General features: G+C 62.6%; 13 protein-coding genes and 1 tRNA gene. 5 read left to right on the top strand and 9 right to left on the bottom strand.

What is annotated here, in order from left to right:
- A partial coding sequence (locus tag VHX65_06835; GenBank protein ID HEX3998245.1) for a hypothetical protein occupies nucleotides 1-202 on the top strand: 202 nt, incomplete at its 5' end.
- A 26-nt stretch (nucleotides 203-228) separates the two neighbouring features.
- On the opposite strand, the gene cas2 is transcribed toward VHX65_06835, so the two are convergent.
- From cas2 to cas7c, 4 genes are all read right to left on the bottom strand, one after another.
- On the bottom strand, nucleotides 229-519 hold the full coding sequence (gene cas2, locus VHX65_06830) for a CRISPR-associated endonuclease Cas2 (protein HEX3998244.1): 291 nt from the start codon (nucleotides 517-519) through the stop codon (nucleotides 229-231).
- A gap of 129 nt (nucleotides 520-648) precedes the next feature.
- Nucleotides 649-1,680: a type I-C CRISPR-associated endonuclease Cas1c gene (cas1c, locus tag VHX65_06825; GenBank protein ID HEX3998243.1), complete on the bottom strand. Its 1,032-nt coding sequence runs from the start codon at nucleotides 1,678-1,680 to the stop codon at nucleotides 649-651.
- A gap of 152 nt (nucleotides 1,681-1,832) precedes the next feature.
- Nucleotides 1,833-2,576, bottom strand: coding sequence for a CRISPR-associated protein Cas4 (gene cas4 / locus VHX65_06820; GenBank protein ID HEX3998242.1), 744 nt, complete (start codon nucleotides 2,574-2,576; stop codon nucleotides 1,833-1,835).
- A gap of 12 nt (nucleotides 2,577-2,588) precedes the next feature.
- Nucleotides 2,589-3,578, bottom strand: coding sequence for a type I-C CRISPR-associated protein Cas7/Csd2 (cas7c, locus tag VHX65_06815; protein HEX3998241.1), 990 nt, complete (start codon nucleotides 3,576-3,578; stop codon nucleotides 2,589-2,591).
- Nucleotides 3,579-3,595: 17 nt separating this feature from the next.
- Here cas7c and VHX65_06810 point away from each other — a divergent pair, with 17 nt between their 5' ends.
- Together VHX65_06810 and VHX65_06805 are read left to right on the top strand one after the other, a co-directional pair.
- The gene (locus VHX65_06810; GenBank protein HEX3998240.1) at nucleotides 3,596-4,072 is read left to right on the top strand and encodes a hypothetical protein; all 477 of its coding nucleotides are present in this window, start codon (nucleotides 3,596-3,598) and stop codon (nucleotides 4,070-4,072) included.
- A 109-nt stretch (nucleotides 4,073-4,181) separates the two neighbouring features.
- On the top strand, nucleotides 4,182-4,481 hold the full coding sequence (locus VHX65_06805) for a tyrosine-type recombinase/integrase (GenBank protein HEX3998239.1): 300 nt from the start codon (nucleotides 4,182-4,184) through the stop codon (nucleotides 4,479-4,481).
- Between the two features lie 218 nt (nucleotides 4,482-4,699).
- On the opposite strand, the gene VHX65_06800 is transcribed toward VHX65_06805, so the two are convergent.
- Nucleotides 4,700-4,788 (bottom strand) — tRNA-Ser (locus tag VHX65_06800).
- Between the two features lie 530 nt (nucleotides 4,789-5,318).
- On the opposite strand from VHX65_06800, the gene VHX65_06795 reads away from it, so the two are divergent.
- Both VHX65_06795 and VHX65_06790 read left to right on the top strand, forming a co-directional pair.
- Nucleotides 5,319-6,830 carry a M28 family peptidase gene (locus VHX65_06795; protein ID HEX3998238.1) on the top strand — a complete coding sequence of 504 codons (1,512 nt, stop codon included), beginning with the start codon at nucleotides 5,319-5,321 and terminating at the stop codon, nucleotides 6,828-6,830.
- A gap of 251 nt (nucleotides 6,831-7,081) precedes the next feature.
- Entirely contained in the window at nucleotides 7,082-9,577 is a 2,496-nt protein-coding gene (locus tag VHX65_06790) for a family 20 glycosylhydrolase (protein ID HEX3998237.1), read from the top strand.
- A gap of 110 nt (nucleotides 9,578-9,687) precedes the next feature.
- On the opposite strand, the gene VHX65_06785 is transcribed toward VHX65_06790, so the two are convergent.
- From VHX65_06785 to VHX65_06770, 4 genes are all read right to left on the bottom strand, one after another.
- Entirely contained in the window at nucleotides 9,688-10,431 is a 744-nt protein-coding gene (locus tag VHX65_06785; protein HEX3998236.1) for an RluA family pseudouridine synthase, read from the bottom strand.
- 55 nt (nucleotides 10,432-10,486) lie between these two features.
- Nucleotides 10,487-11,959, bottom strand: coding sequence for a Gfo/Idh/MocA family oxidoreductase (locus VHX65_06780; protein HEX3998235.1), 1,473 nt, complete (start codon nucleotides 11,957-11,959; stop codon nucleotides 10,487-10,489).
- 795 nt (nucleotides 11,960-12,754) lie between these two features.
- Complete coding sequence (locus VHX65_06775) at nucleotides 12,755-17,278, bottom strand: PQQ-binding-like beta-propeller repeat protein (GenBank protein HEX3998234.1); 4,524 nt, start codon at nucleotides 17,276-17,278, stop codon at nucleotides 12,755-12,757.
- Nucleotides 17,271-17,951, bottom strand: a complete 681-nt coding sequence (locus VHX65_06770) for an RNA polymerase sigma factor (GenBank protein ID HEX3998233.1) — start codon at nucleotides 17,949-17,951, stop codon at nucleotides 17,271-17,273. The genes VHX65_06775 and VHX65_06770 overlap by 8 nt, the downstream gene beginning before the upstream one ends.
- Between the last annotated feature and the right edge of the window lie 783 nt (nucleotides 17,952-18,734).

Raw genomic sequence — 18,734 nt, 5'->3', positions numbered from 1 at the left:
AGTTTCAATCCACGCGGCCCATGCGGGCCGCGACGGTATTGTTGTAACCCCTTACGCTACCGAGGGCAAATCACAACAATCCGCGAACCGTCGCCGACTCGCGAGGCCGGCGGCGGACCTCAACATTGTGAATTGCCAAAGAGCGAGCCGCATCACGATTTACGGCGTTCGCGAACCTACCCAGTTTTTCGCCGGCGCTTGATGTCCGCGATGGCTCAAATCTGCGACTCAGGCGATCAACGGGCCGTCAATATCGTGAGACGCTTTGGCCCCCACGTGCTCTACCCGGCGATGCCAATTGGCTCCCAAAAAGTAAAATCGCAGGCTGTCGGTCGCTTCGTCGATCAGTCCCACCAACTGCAAGCGGCACTGCGTCCAGCGCGCCGGATCGACCTTGAGTTCAAACACGGAGTTTTGCACCCGTTGACCGAAGTTCAAACAGGTTTTGGCAACCTGTCGAAGCCGACGGCGGCCTTCGGGAGTGGTCGTGCCCACGTCGTAAGTCACCAGAACGTACATGGCGTTTCTCCAAGCGGCATGTCGAAGAGAACAGGCAAGTTTCGCTTGCGTGGCAATCGCAAAATGATCGGCCCGCGGCTAGCGCCTTGCGGCTTACCCGGCAATCGCAACCTGGGTCGATCTCCGGCCTTAGCGCCAAATGAACGGCGGATACGCGTCAATATCTCCTCGCAGACGCCGGGCCAGCAGCCGGGCCTGGACGTGCACCAGCAGGCCGACGGTCACCTTCTCGCCCAATTCCGGGTGCAAAATCTCATCCTGCTTCCGCTTTTGATAGGCCACGAGCACGGTCTTGCGAGTCGCGTCATCCATCATCACGGCGCCCGACTCTGTGGTGGTGAACCCAGATGCTGCGACTTGCCGGCGATTGATCAGCGACAACGCGAGCCGATCGGCCAGAAACGGTCGAAATTCTTCCATCAGATCCAGTGCCAAGCCCGGGCGGCCGGGCCTATCGCGGTGCAGGAACCCCACGGCCGCATCGAGGCCGACCGATTCGCATGCCGACCGCACGTCGTGAGCCAGCATGCTGTAGAGAAACGACAACAGCGAGTTGAATGGATCGAGCGGCGGTCGGCGGCTGCGGCCGGTGAACTTGAATTCGCGCGACTGCGGCGAAACGATCGCCGAGAAACATTGGAAATAGGCGTCGGCGGAGCCACCTTCGATGCCTCGCAACTGGTCGAGCGACTCGCATCGCCGAGCCGCGTCGATGTCTTGGCCCAATCGGTTGATGGCTCCCTGCAATTCGGTGGCAGCTTCCTTAATGGCCGAATCGCGTACGGCCCGCAGCAGCACCGATCGGGCATTGGCGAGTTTGGCGGCGATCATGTTGCGGGCGATCCCGCACGAAGCGCTGAGGTCGTCGGCCGTGCGATATTGCACTCGCCGCAGCAGAACATTGCCGGGCGAAAAGCCGACTACCGCGGCACGGAAGCGGCCGTTCGGATCGAGCAGCGAGACGCTCACATTCCGCTCCGCGCACGCGGCCATCAGCGCAGGACTAAGGCCCACGCGGCCAAAACAAACGACGCTATCGAGATTGTGCAGCGGAATTTGCAGCTTGGTCTTCTTTTCCACGCGCACGGCGACTGTCTCACCGCGTTTCGCCAGGTAAGCGCCGTCGGTGGTGATGAACAGCGTATTGAGATGCTGCTTCATGGGAGAAGGCTTGAGGCTTGAGGCTTGAGGCTACAGGTACGAAGATTCGATCGCCGGCTGTTTGAAAAAGGGGGACAGGCACCTCGGCTCAACGCGGAAAACTTTTCAAATCTTGCTTGATCGCTCGGAGCCAGTCCCCCTTTTTCAACACGCTATTGTCGCGTGGCAATTGCGTCGGCTGCGGCGTCGGTTGTCGGACCGATGGAAATCAAGTGTTGTTGAAACGCTCGCTCGATGCGGGCCCCGACGCCCGCGGCGCGCTCGGCGACATGCGGCATGCAGAGCGAAAAGAGCGAACATTGATCGCATTTCGGTTCGCGACGGGCCGGCGGCGTGCGGCGAGAGGCGATCAGCTCGTGCAGCCGCGCGGCCGTATCGACCGTCCGCTGCCGGAGCGCTGGGTCGAAGAGCACATCGGTGCGCCGCCGCGGCGTTCCATAGAACAGGGCGCCCGCGGAAATTTGCCGGCCGAGCATTTCTTCCAAGCACATCGCCTGGGCGCAAAGCTGCACGCGATCGCTATCGTCTTTTTTGGGCTTTCCGCGTTTGTACCCGACGGGCGTAACCGACCAATCGCCGCTTTTGAGTCGATCGCCCCAGGGTCCGCGTTCGGCCAGTTTCTTGCGGGCCTCGTCGTCGAGCGGCCGAAACTCGACAACATCGGCCTTGCCGATGAGCCCCAATGCGAACGACCGGAGCAAAAGCCCGCGGGCGATTCGCAGATCGCGTTCCCGCTTGCCCGATTCTTGATGGGCCTTGCGATGCAAATGCTGCCCTTCGACGGTCAGCCGATTATCGGCCCACTGCTGCTCGATATGAATGAGCGCGCCCTGCCGCTCGCAAAACAGCAAATGCTGCAAAGCGGAAATCGGCAGTAGATTGTCTTCAGAGAGCATGGCTGGTGCCGCTCAGAGGGCCAGTACCTCGACGCCTTTTATCGCGCGATTATCTATTTCAGCTTGTACGCTGTCGATTGAAGGTCGGTCGTAGTCGTCAATCGACCTCGCTGCTTCCACGTTATCCTTCCTATTGATTTGCGATTCGACAACGTCGAAAAGCGTATGCGCTGGCGCGCATCCCAGCATCGCCTGACGCCTGCGCTGCTCGGGATTCGGATCGGTTCCGACGTGCTTGAACAGGAACGAATTCTGGGCGTGGACAGTCATCAGGCCCTTCGACGCGGAGCGGTCATGCTCGAACATGTTCTTGAGGGCTTCCCGGAGGATCGCAAGATCCTCCTCGCAAAAACCGGTCTGCTGGGCAAGGTGCGCACTGATGAAGCCCCTACCGACGAATAGGCCATACGGAATCAGTGATTTGCGGCCCATCGTCCGAAGTTCATCTTCAGGCTGCTCGTCGGTCCATTCTTGCAGCTTCTCCGCGGACATCGTTTTGGCCACTTTGCCTTCTGGTTTGGCGACAGCAACACGCGTAATGGAAAGATCAAGTGGCAGCACTGGATCCACGGAACGAGAAAAGGCAATTTGAACAGGCCCACGAACTTGTCCGGCATTCTTGCCGGTGCTCATTACAGCACCAAACGTCCGCACGTCGAAGAACTGCTGGCACATCCACTGGCGTGCTTCGTCGACATCTTTCTTCGTCGCACTCTTCTTTCCCTTCACTTTCTTGTCGCCCACGGTTTCGTGGGCGCGCGCGATGGGCACGTTCAGGTTCGACGCGTGTTCGATGAAGATCGACCAGGTCATTTGGTTGCCACGGGCGAGTTGAACGTAGTTTCTGATACGGCGCTTGATGGCAACGTCGGAGACCAAGCCACGCATGTCCTGCGGGTCCACGCGTGGGGCGTTCCCGGAATCTGGATCGCCGTTCGGATTGCCGTTCTGACAGTCGAACAGAAACATGAACTCGTAGCGGTTGCTGATAATATCGCTCATGGACGGTTCCTTATTGTTTGGTTGACGAATACGAATTGGCGGGACGGATGACGCGGGAATGGTTGGCGAAAGCTCGTCCGCATACGATCGGAATTTACCGGCTCAAGCCGGATTCCATCGGCTGGACCTGCCTTCGTCCGCTGGGATTCCTGCGGCAAACCCAACCGGAGCACGGCTTGGCCTTCGCGCTCGACCACGCGATCAAGCACGGCCTGCGTCGCGTTGTCGTCGCGATTCCCTATACGAGCATCATCGAGCAGACGGCCGCCATCTACCGCGAAATCCTCGGCGATGAAAATGTCGTCGAGCATCATTCGAATCTCGATGTCCAATCGCGCTGGGAACAGAACGAGGAATTGGAAGGCCGTCGCCGCTTGGCCGCCGAGAATTGGGACGCTCCGATCATCGTGACGACGAACGTGCAGCTTTCGAATCTCTGCTGTCCAATCAGCCGTCGCGTTGCCGCAAGTTGCACAACTTGGCGCGAAGCGTAATCCTAAGAATTCCGGACTCGATTGCCGCCCGCATTGTCCTCCAACACAACGGTTACGTGCTCAGGGGCGATTGGGAACGGGCAACCGACCCAGACGAGAAGGCCCGGACGTGGCCCGCCGAACCTTGATCAAAGAAGTGCTCAAGCCGTTGGAATCAAAGTTCAAAACGCCGGAGGGCGAGATCGGCTTCGAGCATGGGCGGTTGCATTCGTTCCGACACTATTTCTGTTCCGTCTGCGCCAATCGCGGCGTGCCGGAACAGGTCGTGATGCGCTGGCTCGGCCATCGCGATAGCCAGATGGTGAAGCACTACTACCATCTGCATGATGACGAAGCCCAGCGGCAAATGAAGAAGATCGATTTTGTGGGAGCGGCCCGCGCGACGGTGGCGTCGGACCGCACCACTTGACCAATTTGGAGGCGCCGATTCGATGCGGAGCCATTTCCAGTTCGTCACCACGATAATCTGCCGGATCGGCGGTTCCCGCAGTGGAACCGTCGGCCTGCGCAGGGGTCCGGTGGAGAGTGCTGGAAGAGGAAATTTGGCCCAGTTGAGTGGGCCAAAGAAAATCGCCTTCCGCAAGTACTTCGTATGCAGCGACTTGCGAAAGGCGGAAATTCAGCGAGCGGAGAGGACAGGATTCGAACCTGCGGACCAGGTTACCCCGGTCACCGATTTAGCAAACCGGCGCTTTCGACCACTCAGCCACCTCTCCGGGAACCAAATGCCAACCGCCGATGTTTTGCCCGGCCACGTTCTTGGTCAAGAATGTGGCTCGAGCATTTCGGGCCGAATCTCCTAACCTGCGGTTCTATCCAAGATTCTATGGATTCCAATGACCGTTGCAAGGTATGTTAATCGCCGCGAAACACGTGCTCGGGCGGACTCCGCCGCTAGCCGATCGATTTCGTCGCCCTCCGGTGTGGCGGGCGTGATATGGGCGGAGCGTTCAAGCATTGCATGGAGGTTCGTGACGGCATGGAAAAACTAGGGAAAGGGAAGACCGGCGAGGGGCGGGCGAGTCGGAAGGGGGCGGGGGTCAGGGGGCAGGGGCCAGCGGTCGGAGGACAGGGAACCGAAGCAACGGAACAGCGATTCGTCCCGAATACTCGGCGCGGCGCCACAGCCTCACGTTGGCCCGCAGCGCTGCTCACAGCTTGTGCGATTGCGGTGTGGGGCCTGGCATCCGCCGCGGGCCGGGCGGCGGAGCCGGATGCTGATTCGACGGAGACTGCAATCCAGTCAATGTCGGCGGAGAAGCTGCAACACTTTGTCAACGTGCTGGCCGACGATCCGTTCGAGGGACGTGAAACCGGCAGCCGCGGTGGCCGGGCAGCCGGCAACTATCTCGAAGAACAAGTGGAAAAACTGCACCTCGAGCCCGCCGGTCCCGATGGCCATTACTTCCAAGACTTCGGCGCTGGAAGCCGAAATCTGCTCGCGCGGTTTGAAGGCAGCGATCCGGTGTTGAAGCGGCAATATGTCGTCGTCTCGGCCCACTACGATCACGTCGGCTACGGCAAGAAAACCAACAGCTATGGTCCCATCGGCTACATCCACCACGGCGCCGACGACAATGCCAGCGGTGTCTCCGGGCTGCTGTGTCTCGCCGCGGCGCTCGAGCGGCTGCCGGAACATCCGCGGCGGTCGTTGCTGTTGGCGTTCTGGGATGGCGAGGAAGCCGGGCTGCTCGGTTCGCGCTATTGGATCGCGCACCCGACCTTGCCCCTCGATCAGGTGCCGATCGTCGTGAACATGGACATGATTGGCCGGCTGCGCCAACAGCGGCTCGAAATCTACGGCACGCGAACAGCTTCCGGGCTGCGCCGTTCGCTCAGCGAACAAACGGCTGGGTTGAAAGTGCTGCTGGACTTTCATTGGGAGGTCAAGCCCGACAGCGATCATTTCCCGTTCATCGATCATGGCATTCCCGCGCTGCTTCTCTGCACCGGGCTGCACGCCGATTACCATCGGCCCAGCGATACGGCCGACAAGATCAACTCGGCAGGCATGCGCGAGGTGGCGCAGTTTGCGATGCGCACGGTGCTCGCGTTTGCCAATGCCGACACGTTGCCGGGCTTCCGCCCGCGGTGGCACGATGAAGGAGTTGCGGCCAAGGCGGCGCTCGAGCAATCGGCGCCGGCGCCGAAAGCGCGGCTGGGGATCGTATTGGATGATGCAACGGCGCCGGATTCGGCCGCGGTCGCCGAGCAGGCTTTGCTCGTCGGCAAGGTTGTGCCGGATTCGCCGGCCGCGAAAGCCGGTTTGCAAGCGGGCGACCGGATCGTGAAATTCGCCGGCCGCGCGCCGGCGAGCAAAGCGGAATTCCGCGGCTTGGTGCTCGCCGCCGTGAATCCCGTGCCGATCGTCGTCGAGCGGGCCGGCAGCGATGCGCCGCTGAAGCTATCGGTGCTATTGCTCGGCGAGCCGGTGCGGGTCGGCATTTCGTGGCAGCCCGACGAGGCCGAGCCGCGGTCGGTGGTGGTCGTCGGCATCGTGCCCGATTCGCCTGCCGAACGGGCCGGGATGAAAGTCGCCGATCGCATTTATCGGATCTCGGGCCACGATTTTTCGTCGAGCGACGAGTTCCAGCAATTGCTCACCGACGAGCCGAATCCGCTGAAGCTGACCGTGGAAAACAAAGGCCGCATCCGCACCGTCGAACTCGTCCGCGCCGACGACAAGCCGCGAATCCTCGAAGAGGCGAGCAAGCCACGACGATTGCGGCTGGCGGTTCCGACACCGACTGAGCCATAAGGCAATCGGTCGCACCATCTTCTCTGTCAATGGAGCGCCCTGCCCACGGCTGTGCGTGGGCATGTCGCGGCGAGCGATGGGCATGCCCCCGCGCAGGGCAGTGGGCATGGCCCCCGGCGCGCCGGTCCGCGAGATAGCGATCGCGCCATGCGGCTGTTAGACTGGCTGCATGCGCTCTTGAATCCGCTCGGAAAGCCGATTGGATTCAAACGGTTCCATCCCCCAACACAGCCGACCACCCAGGATGCGCCTTGAAACACTTCGCCTTTGCGTTCGCGCTCGCCACGCTCTTGGCCGGCCAGACAAAGACCTTTGCCTCTGCCGACTCGACGGAGCCAGCCGTCCATCTCATTCCGACGCCGAAGGAAATCGAGCTTTCCGGCGGATCGCTGCAGCTCGGCGCGAATTCGCGGATCGTCGCAACGACGAAAGAACTCGTTCCGCTGGCGGCGGTGTTGCGCGGCGAACTGCTGAATCTATCGGGCCTTGATTTGCCCGTCGCTACTGGGCTTGGCACATCGGGCGACATCGTCCTGAGGATCGACGCTTCGCTGCCGGCCGGGCCGGCTCGCAATTGGCCATACACCATCGCGATTCCCGATCGCGTTGTAATTACCGGTCGAGATTATGTCGCAACGGCGATGGGCACGGCGACGCTTCTTGAGTTGCTCGAAATCGGTCCGAAGGCGGCGCAGGCCCATTCGGCCAATGCGCCGCGGATCCGCGTCCCCCAGCTTTCGCTCGCCGATCATTCGGCGGCCGAATATCCGGGGATGATGCTCGACGTGGCTCGCCAGAACAACCGCTTGCAGGATGTGCGCGATTGCGTGGAATTGTGCCGGCTATACAAGGTTCGCTACTTGCATTTGCATCTGAACGACATGGAGGCTTTTGTATTTCCTTCGAAATTGTTTCCCAAGCTCGGCACGCACAACGGCGCTGCCCACGGCGGCCCGCCTTGCCAGCGCTGGGATCGCGACGAACTGCTGGCCACGATCAAATATGCAGACGAGCGCGGCATCGCCCTCGTTCCTGAGCTGGAAACCGTCTTTCACACCGGCGCGATGATGCGCGACATGCCGAAAGAATTCGGCGGCCCGGGCGTGTTGAACATGGGCAGCGAGAAGCTCTACCGATCGCTCGATCCGCTCATCGAGGAAATGTGCGATGTGTTCAAATCGTCGCCGTTCTTTCATATCGGCTGCGATGAGGCCAGCATCGGCGGAGTGCTCGATGCCCCGGGTACCAAGGAATATATGCAGCAACACGGCCTGCATGATGGCCAGGATCTCTACCGCTTCCACATCGACCGGCTCGACAAAATCGTTCGGCGCAAAGGGAAGCGAACGATCGTTTGGCAAGATTGCCCGTTGCCGCTCGACAATAAAAACATCATCAGCATGGTGTGGCACATCGACAACGACCATGGCGACACGGCCAAAATGATCCGCGAAGGCTATCCCGTGATCCAAGTGACTTGGACGCCGTCGTGCGCTTCGCCCGTCGAGCAGCAATACGCCTGGCGGCCCTTCGACGAATCGATCGCCCCCGGCAAGCTCGCGATGGGATCGAATCTTGTGCTCTGGGAACAGAACGGCTCGGTGGCGATTCCCTGGCTGCGGCAAAAGATTCCGGTGCGCGAACAGCGCACTTACAGCCCCGACGCTGCGATCCGTTATTCACGCATCGCCGAGGATCTTCTCCACACCGACTCGCTGCTCGACCCGCTACTGACGGGCATGGCGGTTGAAGAAACCGGTTTGACGCAAAGCGTCGGCCAGTGGCTGCGCGCGGGCGGAATCGGCAACATGCCGGAGTATACGTTCGTCAAAAGCTTGAAAATCTCGGCGAGGAGCAATATCCCGGGCGCGAATATCCGCTACACCGTCACTCAGATTCCAACCTACAACGCAATGCTTTTGCGCGGCGCCGAGCCGACGGTCGATTCGCCGTTGGCGAGCGGGCCGATCACGATTTCGCCGCCCGAGGGCGAGGCCGTTTGCGTCGAAGTCCGATTGTTCGATCAAGCCGGCAAGCCGCTAGGAAGTACATGGTCGCGAACCTACCGCTGGCAGCCGTTCGCCCTCGAAGTGCGGGGCACGATCGCTGTGGGAGACAATCGCTTCGGCAAACTGCTAACGATCGAACCGCGCGAAGCCGTCGCCGGCGGCACCCTGCACTACTCGATCGGCGCAGTAATTACGGCCGATAGCCCCGTGCTCGACAAGACGCTTACATTCGACAAATCGAGCCAAGTTTCCATCCGCTATTTCGACGCCCACGGAAAGCCGCGCGGCTTGGCCTGGAATGAAAGCTTTCGAAAAGTCGATTTCGATCCGACCAATATCACTTATAAACGGCCCGTGATCCTCTGGGGCTCTTCGTCGAAGCAAGCGGCCGAGGTCGCTGTCGACGGCGTGGTCGATCACGATCAGTTTCTCGACATCCAGCCTGCTCCGCAGGAGTTTGCGATCGACCTCCAGAGCATGCGAAACTTGAACAAAGTCGTGCTCTACACCTACTGGGACGGCGGACGGTTCTACCAATACAAGATCGGCGTTTCGACCGACGCCAAGCGTTGGACCACGGTCGTCGATGCCTCGAAGAACCGCGAGCGAGCCACGGAAAAAGGCTACGCCAGCACGTTCAGCCCGACGCAAGCCCGGTACATCCGCGTGACGATGCTCCGCAACAGCGCGAATCCCGGGCTACACATCGTCGAGCTTCGCGCCTACGAAGCAAAATAATAAGACTACCGATCGAACACGAGTTGGCCGTTCAACTGCATCATGTTTGGTCCGCAGACAGTAAGCCCGAAGCGTCAGCGAGGGACGGTGCGGCAACCGGGCACATTTTTTCATGCGTCGCTCGCGGAGAATTCGCCGTCCGTTGGCTGGCCGAACGGAGTCCATACCGGCGGCAGCGGCGCGACAACGGTGATCGGCTGGCGTGTGTCGGGCTGAGTGAAACGGAGCGCACGGCCGTGCAGCGCGATCTGGCGCTCGCGCTCGTCGTCGGCCGGCGGCCCGAAAGCGGCATTCGATCCGTACATCGCGTCGCCCAAAACCGGATGGCCGCGCGAGCCGGCTTGCAGGCGGATTTGGTGCATGCGGCCGGTTTCGAGCTCGATTTCGAGCCACGAGTTGGCCGCTGCGTCCGCAACGCCAATCGAGCGGCTCTCAAGCACGCGATAATGCAGCACTGCCTGTTGCGCTCCCGGCGAACTCGCTGGCACGATTTCCGATCGCGGTTGATCGGGCACCTTGCGCACGCAATCGATCCACGTGCCTTGGCTCGGCTCGACGATTCGTTCAACGCAGGCCCAATAAATCTTGCCCACTTGCCGTCGCTCGAATTGCCTCGAAAGCGTGCGCGCGGCGCGGCGTGTTTTGGCGAACAGCACGGCGCCCGACACGGCCCGATCGAGCCGATGCGGCAGGCCGAGATACGGCTCGCCGGTTTGATCCGCGGCGGCCGCGCGCTCCGCCAACAGCGAGCGAACTTGGCGCTCGAGCGAATCGAACTCGCGCGGCGCCTGCGTCGGCAAGCCGGCCGGTTTCAACACGGCGAGGCAAAGATCGTCTTCGTACAGGATTTCCAAGGGCGCACAGCCGGAAGACGGTTTGCCACGCTCGGTTTACCACGCTCGAATCGAACTACACATTAGCCGCCGTCGGAACGACGAACGGGGCGCGATAGTCGCGCGTCAGCAGCGTGTCGGCTTCCGGGTTGTTGATGAACGTTTCGGTCGTCGGATCGAATTGCAATTGCGGGCCGAGGTGGAACTCGGTCTTGCCTTCCAGCCGCACGCCGTTGGCCGTCAGATGCGAGACGACGCGCTCGAGCGTTTCCTTCGAGTGTTCGTTGGTCTTGAAGCTTTTCAGTTTTTCCAGGGCTTCGCCCTCGGTGTGCGGCGAACCGAGACGATACGACGTGTTGCCGAGATGGCACAGGGCGGCCGACAGATGGCCGTCGAGGATCGGGGCATTCAAATCTTGCGGCTTGCGGCTGCCGACGGCGGCCAGAAAGTTGCCGAAATGGTCGCCACCCTTCTTGAATGTTTTCACCACCTTCCCCTGCGGGTCGAACACCGTGGCGGAGAAATAATCGGGCACGACCATATAGCCTTCGCTGCCGTAGAAAATCACGCCGACTTTCGCGCCCAAAAGCTCATCCGTCTTGAGCCCGCGCACTTCGAACACCAGCGTTTTTTCAGGACCGAATTCGAGGATCGAAACTTCCGTGTTCGGCGTGTCGCCGGCATCTTGATAGCCGAATCGCCCACCATAGCTCAGCACGCTGTTGGCCAGCGTGTCGATCCCGAGGCCCCACCGGGCGATGTCCATTTGATGCACGCCCTGGTTGCCGATATCGCCGTTGCCGTAGGGCCATTGCCAATGCCAATCGTAGTGGAAGTGCGGCCGGGTGACCGGGAGCAATTGGGCCGGGCCGCTCCACAAGCTGTAGTCGACTTCTTTCGGCGGCTGATAGTTGCCGCGCGGGCCGATCGAGCCGCGCGACTTGTAGCACAGCCCGCGCGCCAGCTTCACTTCGCCGAGCTTGCCGGCGCGGAGATAGGCCACGGCTTCGTGCAACCCCGGAGAGGAACGACTTTGCATGCCGGCCTGGCAGATGCGTTTGTGCCGCTCGGCCGCTTGCACGTCGCGGCGACCTTCGCTGAGGTTGTGGCTCACCGGCTTTTCGACATATACGTCCTTGCCCGCCTGCATGGCCCAAATCGCCGCCAGCGAATGCCAATGATTCGGCGTGGCGATGGTGACGAAATCGACCGACTTGTCGTCGAGCACGTTCCGCAGGTCTTGTGCGAATTTCGGCTTGTGGCCGTGTAGCGCCTTGGCGATTTCCTCGCAGCGACGGTTGCCGACTTTGGTGTCGACATCGCAGATAAAAGCCAATTCGACATTCTTGCGGTGAATCAGTTCTTCGATGTGGGTGTTGCCGCGTCCGTTGCACCCGATCACGACGCCGCGCAATTTTTCATTGGGGCTCGAGCTTGCGTTGGCCTCCTTGGCGGCGAGCGGCGTGCCGCCCACCACGGTCGCAGCGGCGGCAGCGGCGGCGGCCAACAACGAATCTTCCAAGAAATGGCGGCGACTGATCGAACTCATGGATGGGCTCCTCGGGCACGAAGGTGGGACGCTGACAAGAGCGTGTACCGGGGCGGGAATGCGGGCCGACAGCGCCAGTCTATCTCCTGTCGACGGCGATTGCCAGCAGCGGGCGACCGATGTGTCGTGGCGGCTCGAGCCGAGCGCCGTGCTGCGCGCGGACCCTATCGGCGTTTTCCGCTCACCCGATGCATCGAAGTTTGAATTTAGGCCCGGCCGAAGAATTCCTTCGCCACGGATCCCTCTCCCCTTGCGGGAGAGGACAGGGAGAGGGATCCGAAAAGCGGAAGTGATTTTTCGGCCGAGCCCTAGTGTTGCGCCAACGCTGGAGTTTGGAATGGCCAATGCGATTCGCCCGACGATTGGCGGCCCGCTACCGGCCACGATTCCGCATCGTTGCAGTCACGCAACAGAAACCCGAAGCGTTAGCGAGGGAGCGCCGCAACGGCGGCATCGTCTCGCTGCAAGCGACCCAGCCGCATGCACCTTGGGTCAATGCGTTCGTGAGGCCGACCCGCAACGGAGCGCGTCCTCGCTAACGCTTCGCGCCTAGTGTTGGCGTCGACACTGGATTTTGGGATGGTCAAAGCGATTCGCCCGACGATTCGCCGCCTCACTACCGGCCCACGATCCCACATCTTTGCGGTCACGCAACGGAAACCCGAAGCGTTAGCGAGGGAGCGCCGCAACGGCGGCATCGTCTCGCTACAGGCGGCAAAAGCCATCGTGCACATTGGATTATTGCGTTCGCGAGGGCGGCCCGCGACGGCGGGCGTCCGCGCTTACGCTTCGCGCCTAGTGTGGCGATCGTTGCTGTGACGCAAGCCCTAAGTTTGCCGTAAACCGGGCCGGCGGCAACCGACGGTTCGTCGATGGGGCGAGATTCATTCCGATGGCCGCGCCCTTGGCGTGAAGCTCGTACAGCGTGCGGGTCGGATCGTTTTCGCCTCCGCCGGAAAAGACCCACAGACGGTCGCCCGCCACGGCAGCAAACGGGCCGAACATCGGATGATCTTGCCGCAGCGTGTCGAGGGCGTGGCGGGCGACTTCTTTGCCGTCGGCCACGTTGAGCCACACCATGAGCGGGCGAGATTGGTTCGGATTGCCCGGAGCCGGTTGGCGGCAGGTGTATACGAATTGGCCCGGGCCGCCGCAAAGCTGGCCATCGAGCAGATCGGCGGCCGGGTGATACCAGAGCAGGTCTCCCTTGGCCACCGACAGGGCGGCGATGCCGTAGTCGGTTTCCGCGAGCAAGCGGTCGCCGACCAATCCGATCGCACGATGGATGCCGGGCATTGCGGTTCGCCAGACGAGCGAGCCGCGGTCCAAATCGAGGCATTCGACGGCCATTACGCCCGGCTGGGTGACCAACAACTTCGAGCCGGCTACGAGGGGCGGCGTCTGCGATTGGCGGCCCCAATCGTGGTCTTCGGTGGGCGAAAGCCATTCTTGCCGGCGCGTCCAGCGCGGGCGGCCCGATAGATCGCAACACACCACGGCGCCGCAAAGCACGGCCACCAGGTTGTCGCCGGCTTGCGTCAATTGGCAGGTTCGCTGCGACCACCAAGCCTGCTGCATCGAAGCGATCGGTTGGCTGCGGCGGACCGAGCCGTCGGCCGGATCGAAGACGGTTAGCGACAACACGGTTTCGTCGTCGACGCGGTCGGCCGCAATCGCCGCCACTTCGTCCCCCAGCCAAAGCGGATCCGACACGACCGCCAGCGACGGCGGGCTGCGCCATTTCACGGCGCCGCTCGGGGCATCGAGCATGGCGAGTTCGGGGTGCGTGCGCGTCAACCGGCGGACGAACAACCGCGCCCCGATCGGCAGTGGCCGCATCGGCACGAGGGTCCAATCATGGGTGCGATCGTGGTCGCCGCCCAATTCGGTCCGCCAGAGTCGGTGGCCGCTTTTCATTTCATACGCGCTCACCTGGAAGCGATTGCTCACATAGAGCCGGTCGCCATCCGCCGCGACGGCCAATTGCCGGGCGGCCCAATCGATGCTGGTGTTGATGGCGGGCGAATCGACTTCGGTCGCCACGTCGGCCGCGTTGATCGGCCGCAGCCAGCGGAGCGAATTGCCGCGGCTGGGCGTGGCATTGTTCACATCGCCGGGGTTGTCGCCGGAGTCGCCGTCGAAGCGTTCGAGTTGCTGAAGTTCGAAACCACTTGGCGCCGGCGCCGGCGGCACCAGGGCAGTGGCGGTCGCGATGCCGCCGTACGGGTGGCCGTTTACAGCATGCACCTTGCGCATATCGGCCACGAGGGATTCGAAATCGGCGGCCGACATGGTCACTTCGCCGAATTGCACCGGCGCGGTCGCCGGAGCGCCGACATCTTCGCCGAGCATGGCGGCGGCCAATCGATCGTGCGGCGCGACGCGTGCGGCGATCGAGGCCTTGCGACCTTGCACGGCTTGCCGATACCAGATGCGGGCCCGATTGAATTCTCCGCCACCGACGGCCCGGTCTCCGAGCCAAAGGCAAGCCTCGGACCCCGCAAGAGTGCCGCGATAGCGCGAGGCCGCGGCCAGAACGCCGCCGGCATCGGATTGATCCATCGCCCGACGTGCTTCCAGCATGCCGGCCGGCCCGAACTGCCGGCTCATCATCTCGCGCAGCTCCGGCTCGCGATGCAGCGCGGCGCCCAGGGCCGTGTCGAGCGAGACCGAAAGCTGCGGATCGCGCGGGTCGGGCATTAAACCGGAAATCTCGAGCGTCGAAGGAGCGGTGATGATCTGGCAGGCGTCGTGAAACGATCGGCTATCGATCGCCGATTCGAATTCCGCCAGGGTGCTGAAGCCTTCTTTATTGAGCTCATCGATCAAGGGGCTGCGGCCGGTATGTTCGGCGACGATATCTCCGTCGAGCCCCGCGCCGGTTTGCGTCGAGGCCCATTCCTCGGCCCAGAGCATCAGTGAATCGGTCCAATTCGAGAGCCGCAGCCGGGCGACGGTCTGCAGCACTTGCTCCGGCCGGTTGGAATAGACCAATTGCAAAAGCTCGGCCCGGGCCAGCGAATCCATCTTTAGCGAATACGAACCGGCCGACCAGATTTGCGAACGGAGCACGGCGCCGTTGACGGTCGTCCAAGGAGTGCTGTATTGCTGGCGAAGGAGTTGCTCGCCGAGCAATTCGAACCGCGTGGCCAGATTGGTTGCCGCGTTGCCGTCGCCCCATTCATCGGAGACATCGGCGATTTCGTGCAGCAACGCGATCCGCCGCTCGACGCTCATCGGAACATTCAACGAATAGCCAAACAGCTCGGCCGACAATTGCCGGCCGATCGCCGATTGCGAATTGCCCAAGATGGCCCGCAGCGCGCACGCTCGCTGCCAGTCGCCCGTCGCGGCGCCGGCCGGCGCCGGATGCTTGGCCACTTCCGCTTGCCACTGCTGCATGTTGTCGGCAATAACCGTGGGCGCTTTCGCGATGAGCTGGGCGGGCGCGAGCTGCGCCAATTCGTGAAACTCGCGCAGCAGCACGCGGCGCAACACGATCGAATGCCGACCGTCGCCGGGCTCGCAGCCCAATCCGAGATGCACCAACGGGGGCGACCAAAAATCATGCACTCCGATACCGAGCTGCGCCCAATGCACTCCGTCGATGCCGATATAGGCACGCACCAAGCCGCAACCGCCGACCAGCCGAACAAATTCGTGCGGCGCGGCGAACGACGCTGGTTCGTTCGTCACTTGTTGGTCGAAGTTTGGCGGCTGATCCCAAATATGCGCCAATCGGCACGACATCCCCTTCGTCTGATTCTCCTGAAAGAAACCGATCGTGCCCACCGGATCGCTTCCCGCGGGCCCACACACGACGCGGGTGCCGGGAGTCACGTGATCGAGTTCCAGTTCGACTTCATATAGCCCGTCGTTCGGCAGATCGAACCATTGGCTGCCGATCGCCTTCGCCCCGTCGGATTTCATTTCCACCGAACCGTCGGCCAGCTTGTTGAACTCGATTCCCGGCGGCAGGGGGGCTGGTTTTTGCCCCTGATTCGGCGGCTGGTTCGGGATCACCGGGCCGTGCCAGCTCAGGTCGGCCGGACGCGCGATGTCTTTCGCCACGGGAAGCGGGGCGCTCGCCGGCGGCAGGTCGCCGCTGACGCGAACCATGTCGAGCCCGGAGAAAATCGCGTGGCCTTCGAAGTAGGTCTCGGTCGGCAAGCCATCGAACGGCGCGCGGAGCAACACCAGATCGCCGCGGCTCACGGTGAACTCGCCGGCGTGGAATCGCAAGTCCATCCGCAGCGGATAGGTGCCATTGCAGGTGTTCGAGTTTCGAGCATCGTCGGTCGCCAGCGTCACGAAATTCTTGGGCACCGATTGCCGGGGGTCTTCTCGCGTCGTGCGATAGGCCACCAGCGCCCAGCGATTGTTGTAGAGCCGCAAGGTCAGGCCCGTTTTGTCGTGCCAAAAATGGATGGCCATCGGCACGCAATCGCACATCGATAGCCGAAGCACATGGTCGTCGGCCCAAGGCGCTTCGAATCGCAGCAAGCCGTCGATGAAGGGCAAGCGGTGCCCTTGCCAATCGCGGGGCTGAATCTGCCAATTGCCGTTGGCGGCGCTAAACCACACCTTCGCGTCGGCGATGCCGGGGGCCGAGCCGGGAAATCCGACCTTGGCATTCGGACCGTTTTCGACGCTCGTTCCCACGGTTTCGAGGGCGACTTGACGCCACGGCCGCGGCGGAGCGGCCAGCTGGTCCTTTCGCAGCCAGGGTTGTCTCGGCGGCACTTCGCTGGCCACGGCGGGATGATCGGACGCGCCGGGCGCGTTCGTATCGCCGCCGTTCTTGCCGGAATGGCCGTGATCGGCGTTCTTGCCGCCGGGAGTCTTCGCATTTCCATCGCCGGCATGTTTGTCGGAGGTTTTGCCGGCCGGCGAATTGCCGTGCGACGAACCGTTCGAATCCAGCGCGGCGGCGGCGCTCGGATCGATCGTGTCGGTGGTTGCGGCGTCGGCCGAGCGCGCGGCGGCCAAGCGGGCGTTGTGTTCGCGGATCGCCGGCAACGCAAACATCGTCGCCGTGAACGCGATCAGCAAGAAGCACACGGCCCAGCCCAACAATCGCCAAACGTTGCCGCGGCGAAACGGGTCGGATCGACCGGCCCGGGAAAGAACCGACTCGGCCGACAACTCGACCGGGCTGATGACGACGGCCAGATATTCGTTCAATTCCAACTGCCCGGCGAGAGCATCGCGCACCGCCGGCGATTCGCGCAACCGGCGGGCGATCAGCTCCAATTCCTCGACCGATAGCTCTTGGGGAAGCTTCGATTCGACCAGCGCGATGAGTTCTTTGTCAGTCATGGGGATCGGCTCGCAATTTCCCGTTGAGACAGAGCCGCAAGGCCTGTCGGGCGCGAAACAACAGCAGCTTCACCGCTCCCTCGCTGCGATGCAAGCGGTCGCCGATCGCCGAAAGGCGGAGGCTGCCGCGGTAGTGCAGATCGAGGGCTTCGCGAGCCGTCTGGCCCAACGAATCGAGACAATCGGGCAGCAGGCGGACGGCGTGGTCGTGGCGGTCGTCGGCGGGCGGGTTCCAGCTTTCCAGTTCCAGGCACAATTCGGTCCAAGCCACTTCGCGCCGTCGCTTCAGCCGCCGTACCCGCTCGCGCAGCAGATTTCTCGCGATCCCGATCAACCACGGCCGCACCATCGCGGGGCTATCGAAGCGGGCATCGGCCGTATAGCAGCGCAGAAACGCCTCTTGGCACAAATCCTCGGCATCAGCCGGCTCGAGCAGTCGGGCCCGAAGATAGCCATACACCGCCCCTTGATGCCGCTGGATCAGGGCCGAGAACGCGGCCCGATCGCCGCGCTGCGCGGCTTCGACCAGCGCATGATCGTCGGCCGAGCCGCCGCCGGATGCACCGGCGGAGGGCCCAATGCTGGCCGGGCGGGGCGGAGGCAAGCCGCCCGCAGACCCGTCGCCAGGAGGGCCGCTCGCCATCGGATCGCCGGCAGAAGCGTCGTTATCCAATGGATCGTCCTCGGACAAGCGGCTGGTTGGGTGATGCACGGTGGGCGGGTGGACGCCGGGCTCGGGCTTTCGATGCCCGTTGAGCACACTCGGGTCGCACCGGGGGAAGGACGGCTGTGCTGGGTAGGCAGGCTCCATCTTAAGCCACCACATGGCGCGTTGGCAACAAATTCGGCCAACATCAAACCCGAGAAGCCGGCCGCCACGCTCGACAATCCCGCGTTCCGGCAATGATTGAGCGACTGCAAGTAGGAAATCGCTTCGAGCCTGACCGATGAGCGGCGGCCTGAAAGGCTGAGACCCCGGTTGCCCTCTGCCCTCGCGGGAGCGGAGTTAGGGGCGAAGAGGCGTTCGCCGGTGTGCCACTGGCCAGCGCAGTCGGCCAGTGCGAGCGCCGCTTGAGTTCGCACACAAATGGAACGTCCAGCGGCGTGCTCCCTCGCTAACGCTTCGGGCTACGATGCGCTTGCCGGTGGCACACCAGTTTCCCCTCTCCCCTTCGCGGGAGAGGGGTGAGGGGGGCGTTCGCCGGGTGCCACTGGCCAGCGCAGTCGGCCAGTGCGAGCGCCGCTTGAGCTCGCACACAAATGGAACGTCCAGCGGCGTGCGTCCCTCGCTAACGCTTCGGGCTACGATGCAATCGCCAGTGGCACACAGGCGGCGGTTGGCGTGTCGGCGCGCAGCACAGCCGCGGTTGGTCTATAGAGACACCGCGGCCATGCGCGAACAGGTTGTCGCATCGACACGCACGCACGATTTGTGCAACGACGCCCCCTAGGAACC

The sequence above is a fragment of the Pirellulales bacterium genome, from assembly GCA_036267355.1.
Lineage (GTDB): Bacteria > Planctomycetota > Planctomycetia > Pirellulales > DATAWG01 > DATAWG01.
This window is presented reverse-complemented; position numbering and strand designations above follow the sequence as displayed.

Excerpts from the sequence above, each read along its gene's own strand:
- VHX65_06775 (HEX3998234.1), bottom strand. The coding sequence starts at position 17,278 with ATGACTGACAAAGAACTCATCGCGCTGGTCGAATCGAAGCTTCCCCAA.
- VHX65_06780 (HEX3998235.1), bottom strand. The coding sequence starts at position 11,959 with ATGAGTTCGATCAGTCGCCGCCATTTCTTGGAAGATTCGTTGTTGGCC.
- cas4 (HEX3998242.1), bottom strand. The coding sequence starts at position 2,576 with ATGCTCTCTGAAGACAATCTACTGCCGATTTCCGCTTTGCAGCATTTG.
- cas2 (HEX3998244.1), bottom strand. The coding sequence starts at position 519 with ATGTACGTTCTGGTGACTTACGACGTGGGCACGACCACTCCCGAAGGC.
- cas1c (HEX3998243.1), bottom strand. The coding sequence starts at position 1,680 with ATGAAGCAGCATCTCAATACGCTGTTCATCACCACCGACGGCGCTTAC.
- cas7c (HEX3998241.1), bottom strand. The coding sequence starts at position 3,578 with ATGAGCGATATTATCAGCAACCGCTACGAGTTCATGTTTCTGTTCGAC.
- VHX65_06795 (HEX3998238.1), top strand. The coding sequence starts at position 5,319 with ATGTCGGCGGAGAAGCTGCAACACTTTGTCAACGTGCTGGCCGACGAT.